Here is a 15,732-nt window from a genome sequence, read left to right on the forward strand (position 1 = left end):
ATTTTTGGTCTATACCATTTATAATGGAATAAAAGAGCAAAGGAGACAAAAAAATGGCTAATGTACTAACAAATGTGACGGTTTATACTGGAGAAGAAAAAATAGAAGAAGCATTTATTCGCTTTTCTGAAGAAGTTCTTGCTGTAGGCAAAATGAGTGACTATAAAAAAGAAACATCTGATCAAGAACAAGACGCTTCTGGGAAAATTGTTTTACCTGGGTTTATTGATGTTCACAGTCATGGTGGATACAGCTATGATAATATGGATGCTAATTCAGAAGAAATCAATCAAATGATCCAAAAAATGCATAAAGAAGGAATCACTTCTTACTTTGCTACAACGATGACGCAATCTTACGATGCTATTGATAAAGCTCTTATTGCTATAAACGAAGCTGCAATGAAAAATCCAGTGATTCAAGGTATTCATTTAGAAGGACCTTTTGTATCTGTGGATTTTAAAGGAGCACAACCTGAGGAGTATATCCGTGTACCAGACGCAAAACAAATGGAGAAATGGAACAAGTTAAGTGGAAATCGTATTCGCTTAGTCACTTATGCTTCTGAAACAAGTGATGCGTCAGAATTTGAAGATTATTGTATGAGTCATAACATTGTTCTTTCAATCGGGCACAGCAACGCAACTAGAGCTCAGCTGATGGACTCTAAAGCTTCTCATATTACACATTTGTACAATGCACAAAGAGGATTGCATCATCGTGAGCCGGGAGTAACAGGGCATGCCTTTTTAGAAGATGCTATCTATACAGAAATGATTGTTGACGGCTATCATATTCATCCTGATATGGTCAACTTAGCTTATAAAATTAAAGGACCAGACCGAATTGAAGTCATCACGGATTCGATGCGTGCAAAAGGTTTGCCTGATGGTGAAAGCGAATTAGGCGGGCAAAAAGTCTTAGTAAAAAATAATCAAGCAAGATTAGAAGATGGAACGTTAGCAGGAAGTGTATTGACGTTTAATGATGCATTTAAAAACATAATAGCTTTTACAAGTTGTTCCATTGAAGACGCCGTAAAAATGACTTCTGTCAATCAAGCAAGAGAATTTGGTTTAAGTCAAAAGGGCAGCCTTGAAGCGGGTAAAGATGCCGATATAATCGTAATGACTAGTGAATTTGATATAAAGCATACATTTAGTTACGGGAAAATGGTTTATTAAACGAGAATCGAAAAGAAAAGGTGGAAATTACAAATGGAAATAATTATTGTGAAAGATAACGTAGAGGGCGGAAAGAAAGCATTCGAATTGATTAAAGAAGGTATGGATCAAGGAGCAAAAGTACTTGGTTTGGCTACAGGAAGTACACCTGTTTCGTTGTACCATGAAATGATTCAAAGTGACATAGATTTTTCAGAAATGACTGCTCTTAATTTGGATGAGTATGTTGGACTTGCTCCTACAAATCCTCAAAGCTACCATTATTTTATGGAAGAACAGTTATTTTCTAAAAAACCCTTCAAAGAAACGTTTGTGCCCGATGGAATGGCTAAAGATGCAAAACAAGAATGTGAACGCTATGATCAAATTATTGAAACACATCCGATTGATATTCAAGTTTTAGGTGTTGGAAGCAACGCACATATTGGATTTAATGAACCTGGAACTTCTTTTGAGTTAACAACACATAAAGTAGAGTTATTGCCATCTACTATTGAAGCGAATAAACGATTTTTTGATCATGTCGAAGATGTTCCGCGTTTAGCTTATTCAATGGGAATCAAATCAATTATGCAATCTGAAAAAATTATTTTAATGGCTTATGGTGAAACAAAAGCAGAAGCTATTAAAAAAGCTGTAGAAGGACCTGTAACAGAAGAAGTTCCGGTAAGCATCTTGCAAAATCATAAAAATGTGATTATGATTGTGGATGAGGAAGCAGCGAAATTAATGCAACGATAGGAGCGAAATCATGGCTAAGGCGACACCAATTTATATTCAAATTCATAATCAAATACGAAAAATGATAGAACGAGAAGTTTGGAAAATAGGAGAGCGTATTCCTTCTGAAAGAGATTTAGCTATCCACTTTAATGTCAGCCGAATGACCTTGAGGCAAGCCGTACAAACTCTGGTAGATGAAGGAATATTAGAGCGGAAAGTAGGCTCTGGAACCTATGTATCCAATAAAAAAGTACAAGAAAAAATGGCTGGTATTCAAAGCTTTACCGATATTATGACTTCACAAGGAAGAAAACCCACAAGTAAAACGATTTCCTATCATGTCAAGCCTGCGAGTGTAAGTGAAGCCGAAAATTTAAAGCTTGAATCAGAAGAAATGGTTTTAAGAATGGAACGTATTCGATATGCAGATGATATTCCTATTTGTTTTGAAGTGGCAACGATTCCGTATCACCTTGTTGAATCATTAGGAAAACAAGAAATTACTAAATCACTTTACAAAGTTTTAGAAGCGGAACAAGGAATTACGGTTAAACGAGCAGAACAAACGATTTCTGCTATGCGTGCTTCTGAAAAAATTGCGGAGTATTTATCAATCAAACGAGGTGAATCAATTCTTCAGTTGAAACAAATCAGTTACTCAGAAGAAAACTTGCCCTTTGAGTATGTTCGTACTCAATATGTTGGAGAAAGATTTGAATTTTATTTAGAAAAGGATTTACGCTAATTGTTGTTTAGCGTAAATTTTTTTTGCTGTTAAAGGTCGTTAGTCCAGTCAAAATTAACTTGCAATTGTATTTTAGCCATTAAGTTTGTATAATGAGAGCAAGAATGGCTTTGAAAGTAGGTTTCTCTTTTATGTATGATATGTTTCAAGTATTGGTGTTTTGCTTATTAACGATCATAATTAGTTTTATGCTGACACCGCTAATAAAAAAATTGGCATTAAAAGTAAATGCTATAGACAAACCTGGCGAAAGACGAGTAAATGTAAAGGCGATGCCAACTTTAGGTGGATTGGCGATCTACTTGTCTTTTTATTTTTCCCTATTTTTTTTGCAGCCAATTCCATTTAAACAAGTTCTGCCGTTATTTGTTGCTTCTACTGTCATTATTATTACTGGAATGATTGATGATTTAATCGAGATCTCCCCAAAAATGAAATTATTGGGTATCCTAATAGCTGCACTAATTATTTACTATGTAGCTGATATACGAATGGATCTCGTTACCTTGCCATTAATTGGGAAGATACAGTTAGGAGTCTTTAGCTTACCCATTACATTAATATGGATATTAGCTATTACAAATGCAGTCAATTTAATAGATGGCTTAGATGGATTAGCAACCGGAGTTTCAATTATTGCTCTAACAACCATGGGTATTATTGGGTTCTTCTTTTTAACGATAGCTGATGTAGCTGTTCCAATCATGATTTTTACTCTTGTTGCAGCATCCATAGGATTTTTGCCCTATAACTTTTTTCCAGCGCGTATTTTTTTAGGCGATACAGGTGCTTTATTTTTAGGCTTTATGATATCTATTATGTCGCTTCAAGGGCTGAAAAATGCAACATTGATTACTGTTATTATACCAGTCGTTATATTAGGCATACCGATTACAGATACGGTTGCAGCTATATTAAGAAGACGATTAAATCGAAAACCAATTTCAAGTGCAGATAAAATGCATTTGCACCACCGTTTAATGACTCTGGGACTGACCCATAGACAAACAGTGCTTGCTATTTATAGTATTGCCGCTATGTTTTCATTGATTGCATTGATGTATCCTTTATCTACTTTTTGGGGATCCATTATGTTAACAGTAGGCTTATTGCTTGGTCTAGAGTTATTCATGGAATTGATTGGGTTAGTCAGCGAAGAAAGAAGACCCTTATTATCTAGATTTAGACGTTTTGCCAAAAAATTAAATCGAAAAAGATAACTAAAAAACGAGTACAAGACTAAAAAGTCCTGTACTCGTTTTTTTTAGCTTTCTACTTTTTAGTGTTGATAGCTTAGCTAAATTGACTAAAGCATATTTCTGGAGGAATAAGGTTTGCTTGCGAAGAGCTTTTTAATAAGCATAGTTTGTTAGGCCGTTTGTTTCAAATTCATAATCGTCAGCATCCCGTTCATCTAAAGAATCTAATCCAAGAGCTACTCGGAAACGATGACTGACAAAATCTACACTGTCTGGATAAAGTTCAACCATGCTTGCGCCATCCAACATGAAATCTGTCCATTCAAAAGTATAAGAGTTGAATGCGTATGAACCCTCTAATCCTGTTTGAGCTATTCCTAACATTTCATTGAAAGTCAAATCAGTACGCATGTTTGAGCCAACTGCTTCAATGACATCTGTATATTTTGATATGGAACCAGCACTTAATGCTTTTTTAACAATTGCTTGTATCAACAATTGTTGTCTTTCACCGCGCATAACGTCATTATCAATTTTTCTTGTACGAGCCAGTGCCAATGCTTCTTCACCATTTAACGTTTGATAACCCTCTTCTAAGGTGATTTGATTCATTTTGCCATCAGAATTTTGTTCTGAAAAAGCGATTGGAACATCCATTTCAATGCCGCCTAATGCATCTATGATTTTTAAAAAGGCTTCAAAATCAAAGGTCACATAATAGTGAATAGGAACATCTAACAATTCTTCAACAGTCTCAATGGTTGCTTGTTCTTCTCCTTTACCATAAGCTGCATTAATTTTATCCTCACGCACGTATTCTCCTTGATACATAATTGGAGTATAAGTGTCTCTAGGAATACTGACCATGTTAACTTCATGGTTATTTGGGTCGATAGTCAAATAAATTAATGAATCGGTTCTTGCACTTCCAAGATCGCGTTCTTCTGTATCATCAATACCCATAATTAAAATAGAAGTGGTTTCTTTAATTGGATCTACTACAACTTCTTTACTACGGTCTAGTTCATGATAAGAATCATCAATTGTTTTTTGAGCAGTTGCATAAAGCTTAGCTGCATAAATAGCTGCCCCTAAAATAATAATCATAATTGGAATCAGGATACTAAGAATGATCGTATTCTTTCTTTTTTGTCGTTTATCAATATATGACGCGCTTCTACTAGTATTAGGATGTTTCTTCACACTCATTCTCCTTCAGAAAAATCATTTGCTTTTGAATTGATCATGGCGGTGCTTGTTATCTAGACACATATAGTCTAAAATATCCTGTTCATTTTATCACGAATAAAAACAAGTAGAAAGAATATTCGGAAAAAGTAATCATTTCTTAACATTTAATTTACAATTCTTTTGTCACAATAAACGTCTTTTCCTATTTCAAATGTCACTTGACCATTAAGCCATTCAATAACAGCTGCTTGGAAAGTGGTTAATTGTTCGTGATCGATGAGACATAAAAAGGAAACAACATCAGAATAAAGAGTATCCTCAATGGCATAGTTCGCTTCGCGAAGAGAATTTTCCAATTTCCCTGAGGCTGGATAAGTCACAACAATCGTTACTTGAGTGTGCAAACGTCTTTCAACAACTCCAATCGCATTCAAACCTTGACTGACAGCTTTTCCATAAGCCCGTATTAAACCTCCTGCACCAAGCTTGACACCTCCAAAATACCGAGTGACAACAACGACAACATTTTTAAGATCTTTTTTCTTTAGGACTTCTAACATAGGAACCCCAGCTGTACCTGAGGGTTCTCCATCATCGTAAGCACGTTGGATTTCATTATAATCGCCAATTAAGTAAGCCACACAGTTATGGTTGGCTTTGACATGTTCTTTTTTTATTGACTGAACAAACTTTTGAGCTTCTAATTCATTCGATACTCGTTTTAAGTGACAAATAAAACGAGATTTTTTAATTTCAAATTCAAATTGACCATCTTTTTCAATGGTATTGTAATGAGTTAACATAATTTTCCCTTTCATCAAACTGAATAATTGCCTTATACAAATAGTGTACCTTTAGTGTAAGAGTTGAACAAGAACAATAGAAAAGAATTAGGAAATGTACCTTCCTAAAGAAGACGTTTTAACAAAAAAAAAAGTGTGCTATAATTTTAACTTAGCGACTATACTGCGTAAGTACTTAATAGAGAGGTGAGAATTTGAAAATTGCAGTGGTAACAGATAGCACAGCGTATCTAACGGATGAACAATGTGAGCTGTATTCTATCTATCGATTGCCTTTATCGGTCATAATGGAAAATGAAGTAATAGAAGAAACGGAAATAAGTCCAACTACTTTTTTTGAAGCTGTTAAGTCGATGGAGACTTTACCAACCAGTTCACAACCGCCTATCGGTCAAGCATCAGTATTGTTTAATGAGTTATCTAAAACGTATGATGCTGTGATAAGCATACATTTATCGAGCGAACTGAGTGGAACTTATAATACCATTAAAAGTTTATCTGGCATCTATGAAGATTTTAAAATTTACCCGTATGATTCGGGAATCAGTTGTTCAGCGCAAGGTTACTTTGTGCTAGAGGCTGCAAGAATGGCTAAAGAAGGATATACCGTTGAAGAGATTTTTCAAGTGTTTGAAAAAATACAAAAAACCTTGCAGGCTTATTTTGTGGTGGATGATTTAAACCATCTGGTGCGCGGAGGACGACTTTCTAATGGGTCAGCGCTGCTAGGCTCATTGTTGAAGATAAAACCTATTTTGCATTTCGAAGATAAAAAAATTACGGTTTTTGAAAAAATAAGAACGAAGAAGAAGGCTCTTAAAAGAATCGAACAACTATTAGAAGAAGATGTCGAAAAAGGTTATCCAATCGTTGCAACGATTATTCATGCTAATGCTGAGAAAGAAGCTTTAGCGTGGATGGAAGTTTTAAAACAGCAATACCCAACATTACGTTATGAAATGAGTTATTTTGGTCCAGTTATTGGCACACACTTAGGTGAAGGTGCTTTAGGTCTGACTTGGGCAGAAGATCTGACAAGCAAATAAAGCCATTATATTAGTTTATATAAATAAAAGTAACTGTCATTTTAGAGCGGATAATTGAGTAGGTAAAGGTTTGGGATAAATAGATTCTCAAGCCTTTTTTTGCGTACAGTAAAAAAGAGGTGATAAAAAATGACTCATTTTTTGATGGGAAGAGAGCTGTTAGTGAGTGAATTAAAAGAAGATTGTCTTAAAGAGAACAAAAGTATAATTTCAAGTGGTTTTATAGAAGCAGGAAAACAACAGACTTGCCGGCGTTGTGGATCTAATCAACCAAAAGATCGACAAATAGCTCCTTGTACCTGTGGGGAAAAGTGTTTTTATTGTATTCGCTGTCTTCAAATGGGAAAAGTTAAACAATGTAGTGAGCTTTACCATGTTCCTGAAAAAAATGAGTTTATTCCAGTAAAAGAACCTATTTTGACTTGGCAAGGTCGACTATCGCAACAGCAAGAACATGCATCTAAAGAAATTGAAACATCTATAATATCTGGTCAAACGAGACTGATATGGGCTGTTGCTGGAGCTGGAAAGACTGAAATGCTCTTTAAAGGAATAGAAGGGGCAATCAGAAGTGGGAAAAGAATCTGCATAGCTTCTCCGAGAACGGATGTCTGTCTAGAACTAGCTCCTCGTCTAAAAAGCGCATTTCAACAGGTAGAACAAATCACTCTTTATGGAGAGATGGAAGGAGGTTACAGCTACACTCAATTAGTTATTGCAACTACTCATCAGCTTATGCGATTTAGAGAGGCATTTGATGTCTTGATTATTGATGAAATTGATGCTTTTCCGTTTGATACAGATAAAGCTTTACAATTTGCTGCACAAAAAGCTAAAAAAACTGACGGAACCATTATTTATTTATCTGCTACCCCTAATAAACAAATGAGGCAAGATATTGCACAAAAAAAATTAGCCGCTTCAATTCTGCCAGCTCGCTATCATGGATTTGCGTTACCTGAACCTAAAGCTATTTGGGTAGGCGATTGGCGCAAATCAATTCTGAAAAGGCATAAAAAAGCTGCAATTTTCAAAGAAGTCCAGCGTTTGTTACAAGCAAACCGACGATTCCTAGTATTTGTGCCTAATATTGAGTTGATGCTCGAATTTTCGCGTTGTCTTAAAGATTTTTTTCCCGACTGTTCATTTACAAGCGTTTCTTCGGAGGATGAACAGCGCAAAGAAAAAGTACAGAAGATGCGTGATGAAAGTTATCAGTTCATATTGACTACAACTATTTTGGAGCGAGGTGTTACTTTTCGAGATATTGATGTCCTTGTGTTAGGTGCTGAAGATCGGACGTTCACAGAAGCCGCATTGATTCAAATTGCCGGTCGTGTTGGCAGACATCGTGATTTTCCAGCAGGAGAAGTACGATACCTCCATTATGGACAAACAAAAGCACTGAAGAGTGCTATCACCCAAATAAAAAAAATGAACACATTAGCTCATGAAAGGGGATTGTTGATAGAGAAATGAACTGTCTATGGTGTGGAAAGACAATTAAAGAAAGCATACAATTAAGAGAATTGGTGACTTTTAAAAAAGTTGAACCAATGGTCAGATGTGATTCTTGTTCAGATAAATTAGTGTCGTTACAAAATGGTCCAGTTTGTCGAGGTTGCAGTCGGCACTGGGTAGAAGAAGGACTCTGTCCAGATTGCCAGAAATGGAAAGCTGACTATCCAAGCTATCCCTTCAAACATACAGCGTTGTATCAATACAATACATTCATAAAAGAGTGGATAGAGGCTTACAAATACACGGGTGATTACCAGTTAGGTGAATTATTTAAAAAAGAGATTCAAACTTTTTTTTTAAAGCAAAAGAAACAAGTTGTCCCCATACCGATAAGTGATAAAAGCAAACAATTAAGAGGGTTTAACCAAGTAGAAGGTTTGCTAGACTTTGCCGGAGTAACTTACACTGCCGTTTTAATTCATTGCGGGACCGGAGAAAAACAATCAAGTAAAGATCGGAAAATGCGTATGCTCTCACCCCAACCATTTATGATTGACAAAAATCTTCAGGGTAACATAAAAGGAAAACACCTAATCCTGGTGGATGATATTTATACTACGGGTCGTACCTTTTTTCATGCAGCTGACTGTTTGAGGAGAAGCGGAGCGCAAAGTATTGAAACATTTTCTATTTCTCGTTAAAATTAGTCAAATGTAATCGATTTTATTTGCAATCTTTGGGTGTTGATATATAATAAATTTAAGCATATCATCATTTGAGTGGTCCAATTGATGATGCTGATTCTGATACACAGTCAGATGAAAGGGGAGAGTGTTTATGTTTAAATATAATGTTCGTGGCGAAAATATTGAGGTAACTGCAGCTATTCGTAGTTATGTTGAAAAAAAAGTGGGGAAAGTTGAAAAATATTTTAATGATGTACCTGAAGCAACAGCCCACGTTAATTTAAAAACGTATTCCGATAAAACAGCTAAAGTGGAGGTAACGATTCCTTTACCTTATTTAGTTTTACGCGCGGAAGAAACCTCGCCTGATTTATATGGAAGTGTTGATTTGGTAACAGATAAACTTGAACGCCAAATGAGAAAATATAAAACTAAAGTTAACCGGAAATCTCGTGGATCCAACGTTATTCCACCTGCTTTACCAGGGGAAGAAGAAGTAATGGAAGATGAACTGAATATTGTTAGAACGAAACGCTTATCATTAAAACCAATGGACAGTGAAGAAGCAGTGTTACAAATGGATATGTTAGGACACAATTTCTTCATTTTTGAAGATGCGGATACAAATGGCACAAGTATTGTATACCGTCGTAAAGACGGAAAATATGGATTAATTGAAACTGAATAACTTAAAGTATTGAAAATGAAAAACTTCAAGGCAAGAGAAACTTCTTTCTTGCCTTGAAGTTTTTTTGAATTTTCTTTTTTTTGTTAAAAAGCATCTAGGTAAGGAACGCTTAATGTGGATAAAAAGGTTTCAATTGTGAATCAGTAATGATAGAATTAATAAGAATATTGACTATTATCATAAAAAACGAAAATTCTATCGTGAAGCTGAAGTCAACTTGTCTACTAACAAAGTGAAATTTAACTTAAACTAAACAGAACTATAGATCAAGATATGATAGATCAAAGGAGAAAGATTAATGGCTAATTTTTTACGTAACCTAATTGAGAACGATAAAAAAGAATTAAAAAGTTTAAGCAAAATAGCTAAGCAAGTTGAAGAATTTGCAGATGAAATGGCTAATTTGTCTGATGATGAATTAAAAGCAAAAACACCTTTATTTAAGAAAAGATACCAAGATGGAGAAACGTTAGATGCATTGCTGCCTGAGGCTTTTGCAGTTGTCAGAGAAGCAGCTAAACGCGTATTAGGGTTGTATCCCTATCATGTCCAATTAATGGGTGGGGTCACGTTGCATCGTGGAAACATTCCTGAGATGAAAACTGGTGAAGGTAAAACGTTGACTGCAACAATGCCTGTTTATTTAAATGCGTTAACAGGAGAAGGCGTCCACGTTGTAACCGTAAATGAATATTTATCTAGTCGTGACGCTACTGAAATGGGTGAATTGTATGAATGGTTAGGCTTAACAGTAGGCTTAAACTTAAATTCAAAATCTTCAGAAGAAAAACGTGAAGCTTATTTAGCGGATGTTATGTACAGTACGAATAACGAATTAGGGTTTGATTACCTTAGAGATAACATGGTTGTCTACAAAGAACAAATGGTTCAGAGACCATTAAATTATGCGATTGTCGATGAAGTCGATTCTATCTTAATTGATGAAGCTAGGACACCATTGATTATTTCAGGTCAAGCAGCGAAATCAACAGCGCTATACAATCGAACAGATTTCTTTGTTAAAGGATTGAAAGAGGAAGAAGATTTCACAATAGATATTCCTTCTAAGACGATCGCTTTAACGGAAAATGGAATTGAGAAAGCTGAAAAAATATTTAGAATAGATAATTTATATGACGTAGAGAACCAAGCATTGACGCACCATATCGATCAAGCTTTAAGAGCTAACTTCATTATGCATCATGACGTAGATTACGTTATTCAAGACGGTAAAGTAATGATTGTAGACCAGTTTACTGGTCGTATCATGGAAGGTCGTCGCTATTCTGACGGCTTGCACCAAGCTATTGAAGCCAAAGAAAATGTAGAAATACAAAATGAATCAAAAACAATGGCGAATATAACGTTCCAAAACTACTTCCGTATGTATAGAAAATTAGCCGGTATGACAGGTACAGCTAAGACAGAAGAAGAAGAGTTCCGTGAAATTTACAATATTCACGTAGTAGCTATACCAACCAACAAACCATTGATTCGCGATGACAAACCAGATTTACTTTACCCAACATTAGAAAGTAAGTACCATGCTGTGGTTGAAGAAATCAAAGAACGACACGCTAATGGACAGCCAGTATTGGTAGGGACGGTAGCGGTTGAAACATCTGAACTAATAGCTGGTTATTTAAGAAAAAATAATATTCCTCATCAAGTATTGAATGCTAAAAATCACTTTAAAGAAGCTGAAATCATTACAAATGCTGGTCAAAAAGGCGCAGTAACAATTGCGACCAATATGGCTGGACGTGGGACAGATATTAAATTAGGTGCAGGTGTTCGAGAAGTAGGTGGACTTTGTGTTATTGGTACAGAACGACATGAATCACGTCGTATTGATAACCAATTGCGTGGACGTTCTGGACGACAAGGAGATCCTGGTGTTACTCAATTTTATCTTTCATTAGAAGATGAATTAATGAAGAGATTTGGTTCGGAACGTATCCAAGCAGTTCTTGAACGCCTTAAAGTGAGTGAAGAAGATGCTGTCATTCAAAGTAAAATGATTTCGCGTCAAGTTGAATCTGCTCAAAAACGAGTGGAAGGTAATAACTATGATACACGTAAAAATGTTTTGCAGTATGATGATGTTATGCGTGAACAACGCGAAATTATGTACAATCAACGACTTGAAGTGATTATGGCTGAAGATTCATTGAAACATGTCACTGTTCCAATGATCCAACGGACAATAGCACGCATTGTACAAATCAATACTCAAGGACCAAAAGAAGAGTGGAAATTACAAACTATTCTAGATTTTGCACAGGCTTCACTAGTTCACCCAGATGATATCTCAATGAGTGATTTAGAAGGCAGAACAGTTGAAGAAATTGAAACAGTCTTACTGGACGCTGCAAAATCAATCTATGCTGAAAAAGAGAAACAATTAAATGGTAAAGAACAAGTTCTAGAATTTGAAAAAGTTGTTATTTTACGTGTGGTGGATAGTAAATGGACAGAGCACATTGATACAATGGAACAACTGCGCCAAGGTATTGGACTTCGTGCATATGGTCAAAGCAATCCATTAGTTGAGTATCAAGCAGAAGGGTTCAAATTGTTTGAAGAAATGATTGGTTCTATTGATTACGAAGTGACTCGTCTATTAATGAAATCACAAATTCGTCAAAACTTGCAAAGAGAACAAGTTGCCAAAGGAACAACGGCACGTTCAACAGGTGACGGACAAGTTGTTAAAGAAGCTCAAAAAAAACCAATGAAAATAGATAGTTCAAAAGTAGGTCGCAATGACCCTTGCCCATGCGGAAGCGGTAAAAAATATAAAAATTGTCATGGGAAATTGGATTAAACAAACCATTAATGGGTTGTTCAATTGCCACGTCAACAAAAAATATCATATAGGAAAGAACACGATTTGTAAGATGAGTCGTGTTCTTTCTAAATTGGAGTGAAGATAATGGAATTAAGTGATATTAGAAATAATTTAGAAACTGCGGATAAAAAAATAAACGGTTTTGGGAGGTCTCTTTGACTTAGAAACATTAGAAAGAGACATCGCTGAATACGATGATAAAATGACAGAGCCAACGTTTTGGGATGATGCACAAAAAGCTCAAGCAATGATCAATGAAGCGAATGAGTTGAAAGAAAAATACAATCAATATAAAGACCTTTTAACTGAAAAAGAGGAATTAGACCTATTACTAGAAATGGTAAAAGAAGAAAATGATGAAGAACTAGTAAAAGAATTGGATAGCAAAATCAATCCCTTCCTAGATAAACTAGATCAATATGAGCTGAATCTACTATTGAGTGATCCCTATGATAAAAACAATGCGATTATTGAACTGCACCCAGGAGCAGGTGGAACTGAATCACAAGATTGGGGCAACATGTTGCTTAGAATGTATACACGCTGGGCTGAAAAAAAAGGATTTAAGATTGAAACACTAGATTACCAATCTGGTGATGAGGCAGGGATTAAAAGTGTAACTTTACTGATTAAAGGAATGAATGTTTATGGATACTTGAAAGCTGAAAAAGGCGTCCATCGTTTAGTTCGAATTTCCCCATTCGATTCTGCAGGTCGCAGACATACCTCGTTTGTTTCAATTGATGTTGTCCCTGAGCTAGATGACAGTGTGGATATAAAAATCAATTCGGATGATTTAAAAGTTGATACCTATCGGGCAAGTGGAGCTGGTGGACAGCACATTAATACAACAGATTCAGCTGTCCGGATCACGCATATGCCAACCGGAGTTGTAGTGGCTAGTCAAGCACAACGATCACAATTGAAAAATAGAGAACAAGCAATGAGTATGTTAAAAGCGAAATTGCATCAGCTTGAGGTAGAAGAGCATGAAAAAGAAATGGCGGCTATTAGAGGCGAACAGCTAGAAATTGGTTGGGGATCACAAATTAGATCCTATGTCTTCCATCCTTATTCAATGGTAAAAGATCATCGTACAAATTATGAAACAGGTAATATCAGTCAGGTTATGGACGGCGGAATTGACCCGTTTATACAGGCATATCTGAGAAGTAAAATCTCGAAAACTGAAGAATAACAGAGAAAAGTCAAAATTCCGACAAATTTAGCTTAGTTGTCAGAATTTTGATTTTTTTGTTTGTAATAAAAGAAATTTATCGAATCCCAAAAAAATAGCAAATTTAAGGATAAAGTGGTAATATGAATCCTTTTTTAATCGTATTTAAGTCTTTTTTTAAAAAAAAAGACTTAAAATCGTCTAACACATATAAATAAGACAGTAACGTTACAAAAGGAATACAGTTTGAAATGAATTTGTAAAGTAAATACAACTGACAGAATTTTTTATAGTGCTATAATGATTAAGCATTGAGGCAAAATACCCATGACGGTAGAATAAACACCTGAATTGTGTGTTAGAAACTAAAAAAGTTAGGTGATAAAAAAAATGATTGAAATGCAAAATGTCTATAAGAAGTACCCAAACGGTATTACAGCAATCAATGGTTTATCTGTTCGTATAGAACCAGGTGAATTTGTATATGTTGTCGGACCTAGTGGAGCTGGTAAATCAACTTTTATAAAGATGATTTATCGTGAAGAAAAAGCAACTAAAGGAACAATTAAAGTCGGAGATTTTGATTTAATGACGATTAAAGAAAAAAATATTCCTTTTTTAAGACGTTATGTCGGAGTTGTTTTCCAAGATTTTAAATTGCTTCCAAAATTAACAGTTTATGAAAATATTGCCTATGCGATGGAAGTTGTCGAAAAAAACCCTAAAGCCATTCAAAAAAGAGTATTAGAAGTTCTCGAACTAGTCGGTTTAAAACACAAAGTGCGTATGTTTCCTAATGAATTATCAGGAGGAGAGCAACAGCGAATTGCCATTGCAAGAGCCATTGCAAATACTCCTCATATCTTAATTGCAGACGAGCCAACAGGGAATCTTGATCCGGATACTTCATGGGAAATTATGAAAATATTGGAAGAAATCAGTAATCAAGGAACGACTGTGATTATGGCAACTCATAACAGTCAAATCGTTAACGTCGTTAAACACCGTGTACTTGCGGTTGAGAATGGGCGCATTGTCCGAGATCAATTGGAAGGAGATTACGGTTATGAAGCTTAGAACAGCAAAAAGACATGTTATTGATAGTTTCAAAAGTTTGAAAAGAAATGGTTGGATGTCACTTGCAGCTATCAGTGCTGTAACAGTAACTCTACTATTAGTTGGATCATTTATTGCTATGCTAATGAACGTAAATAAGCTAGCTACTGATATTGAAAATGATGTAAGTGTCAGAGTATATATTGATTTAGCCGCAAATGAAGAGCAACAAAAACAATTACAATCAGAATTAGAAACGCTTGACAATGTTGAGTCGGTTGAATTCTCAAGTCGTGAAGATGAATTAGAGCAAGTAGTCGGCAGTTATGGTGATGAATTTAATTTATTTGATGGAGACGATAATCCTTTATACGATGTATATATTGTAAATACAGATGTCCCAGAAAATACAGCACCTGTTGCAAAACAAATTGAAGAGTTAGATTATGTTACTCAAGTCAATTATGGTGGAGCAACTGCTGATAACTTATTTAAAACAATGAATACAGTTCGTAATGTTGGAGCAGTAGTAATTGTTGCATTGATCTTGACCGCTGTATTTTTGATTTCAAATACGATTCGAATTACGATCTTTTCACGTCGTACTGAAATTGAAATTATGAAATTAGTCGGTGCAACAAATTGGTATATCAGATGGCCTTTCTTAATTGAAGGAGCTTTAATAGGACTGATTGGCGCCGTTATACCAGTAACAATTTTGAGCTTTGTATATATTGCATCATTTGATGCATTAACAAATTTCTTAAAAGGTACGTACTTTGCACTCCTAACACCAAATCCATTCTTATACCAAGTTGGCGGATTAATGTTGGCAATCGGAGTTGTTATCGGTGCAATCGGATCATTTATGTCAATTAGAAAATTCTTAAAAGTATAATCATTTTAACTAAAGACAAAAACT

General features: G+C 35.3%; 13 protein-coding genes and 2 pseudogenes. 13 read left to right on the forward strand and 2 right to left on the reverse strand.

Translation table 11 applies throughout. The features are described from left to right. Positions 1 to 53: 53 nt before the first annotated feature. The 4 genes from nagA (at position 54) to BLT48_RS10525 (ending at position 3,872) form a co-directional block, all read left to right on the forward strand. Positions 54 to 1,184: an N-acetylglucosamine-6-phosphate deacetylase gene (nagA, locus tag BLT48_RS10510; RefSeq protein WP_089977797.1), complete on the forward strand. Its 1,131-nt coding sequence runs from the start codon at positions 54 to 56 to the stop codon at positions 1,182 to 1,184. 33 nt (positions 1,185 to 1,217) lie between these two features. Next, positions 1,218 to 1,925 (forward strand): glucosamine-6-phosphate deaminase, encoded by a 708-nt coding sequence (gene nagB / locus BLT48_RS10515; RefSeq protein ID WP_089977800.1) that lies wholly within the window; start codon positions 1,218 to 1,220, stop codon positions 1,923 to 1,925. Between the two features lie 10 nt (positions 1,926 to 1,935). Next, positions 1,936 to 2,652 (forward strand): GntR family transcriptional regulator, encoded by a 717-nt coding sequence (locus tag BLT48_RS10520; protein ID WP_089977804.1) that lies wholly within the window; start codon positions 1,936 to 1,938, stop codon positions 2,650 to 2,652. A gap of 140 nt (positions 2,653 to 2,792) precedes the next feature. Continuing rightward, the gene (locus tag BLT48_RS10525) at positions 2,793 to 3,872 is read left to right on the forward strand and encodes a glycosyltransferase family 4 protein (RefSeq protein WP_280513135.1); all 1,080 of its coding nucleotides are present in this window, start codon (positions 2,793 to 2,795) and stop codon (positions 3,870 to 3,872) included. 132 nt (positions 3,873 to 4,004) lie between these two features. Here the strand turns inward: BLT48_RS10525 and BLT48_RS10530 are convergent, their stop codons facing one another. Both BLT48_RS10530 and BLT48_RS10535 read right to left on the reverse strand, forming a co-directional pair. Then, positions 4,005 to 5,060, reverse strand: a complete 1,056-nt coding sequence (locus BLT48_RS10530) for an LCP family protein (RefSeq protein ID WP_226776730.1) — start codon at positions 5,058 to 5,060, stop codon at positions 4,005 to 4,007. Positions 5,061 to 5,206: 146 nt separating this feature from the next. Beyond that, on the reverse strand, positions 5,207 to 5,845 hold the full coding sequence (locus BLT48_RS10535) for a YigZ family protein (protein WP_089977809.1): 639 nt from the start codon (positions 5,843 to 5,845) through the stop codon (positions 5,207 to 5,209). A 194-nt stretch (positions 5,846 to 6,039) separates the two neighbouring features. Between BLT48_RS10535 and BLT48_RS10540 the strand changes: the two genes are divergently transcribed. The 9 genes and pseudogenes from BLT48_RS10540 to ftsX all read left to right on the forward strand — a co-directional run bounded on the left by BLT48_RS10540 (position 6,040) and on the right by ftsX (position 15,708). Continuing rightward, positions 6,040 to 6,891: a DegV family protein gene (locus BLT48_RS10540; protein ID WP_089977811.1), complete on the forward strand. Its 852-nt coding sequence runs from the start codon at positions 6,040 to 6,042 to the stop codon at positions 6,889 to 6,891. Between the two features lie 129 nt (positions 6,892 to 7,020). Then, complete coding sequence (locus BLT48_RS10545) at positions 7,021 to 8,370, forward strand: ATP-dependent helicase ComFA (RefSeq protein ID WP_089977814.1); 1,350 nt, start codon at positions 7,021 to 7,023, stop codon at positions 8,368 to 8,370. Continuing rightward, positions 8,367 to 9,053 (forward strand): ComFC family protein, encoded by a 687-nt coding sequence (locus BLT48_RS10550; protein WP_089977817.1) that lies wholly within the window; start codon positions 8,367 to 8,369, stop codon positions 9,051 to 9,053. Before BLT48_RS10545 ends, BLT48_RS10550 begins: the two co-directional genes overlap by 4 nt. A gap of 136 nt (positions 9,054 to 9,189) precedes the next feature. Continuing rightward, positions 9,190 to 9,726: a ribosome hibernation-promoting factor, HPF/YfiA family gene (gene hpf, locus BLT48_RS10555; RefSeq protein ID WP_089977821.1), complete on the forward strand. Its 537-nt coding sequence runs from the start codon at positions 9,190 to 9,192 to the stop codon at positions 9,724 to 9,726. Positions 9,727 to 10,024: 298 nt separating this feature from the next. After that, positions 10,025 to 12,407, forward strand: a pseudogene (gene secA, locus BLT48_RS10560) (preprotein translocase subunit SecA); the annotation flags it as partial. Between the two features lie 65 nt (positions 12,408 to 12,472). Beyond that, positions 12,473 to 12,553 (forward strand): annotated as a pseudogene (locus BLT48_RS14590) (SEC-C metal-binding domain-containing protein); the annotation flags it as partial. 108 nt (positions 12,554 to 12,661) lie between these two features. After that, a protein-coding gene (gene prfB / locus BLT48_RS10565) for a peptide chain release factor 2 (protein WP_143019113.1) occupies positions 12,662 to 13,775 on the forward strand; the annotation gives its coding sequence in 2 pieces (ribosomal slippage) (positions 12,662 to 12,733 and positions 12,735 to 13,775; 1,113 coding nt in all). A gap of 369 nt (positions 13,776 to 14,144) precedes the next feature. After that, complete coding sequence (gene ftsE, locus BLT48_RS10570; RefSeq protein WP_035021387.1) at positions 14,145 to 14,831, forward strand: cell division ATP-binding protein FtsE; 687 nt, start codon at positions 14,145 to 14,147, stop codon at positions 14,829 to 14,831. Next, complete coding sequence (ftsX, locus tag BLT48_RS10575; RefSeq protein ID WP_035021389.1) at positions 14,821 to 15,708, forward strand: permease-like cell division protein FtsX; 888 nt, start codon at positions 14,821 to 14,823, stop codon at positions 15,706 to 15,708. Before ftsE ends, ftsX begins: the two co-directional genes overlap by 11 nt. The last annotated feature ends 24 nt before the right edge of the window (positions 15,709 to 15,732 follow it).

Source organism: Carnobacterium viridans, assembly GCF_900102725.1.
Lineage (GTDB): Bacteria > Bacillota > Bacilli > Lactobacillales > Carnobacteriaceae > Carnobacterium_B > Carnobacterium_B viridans.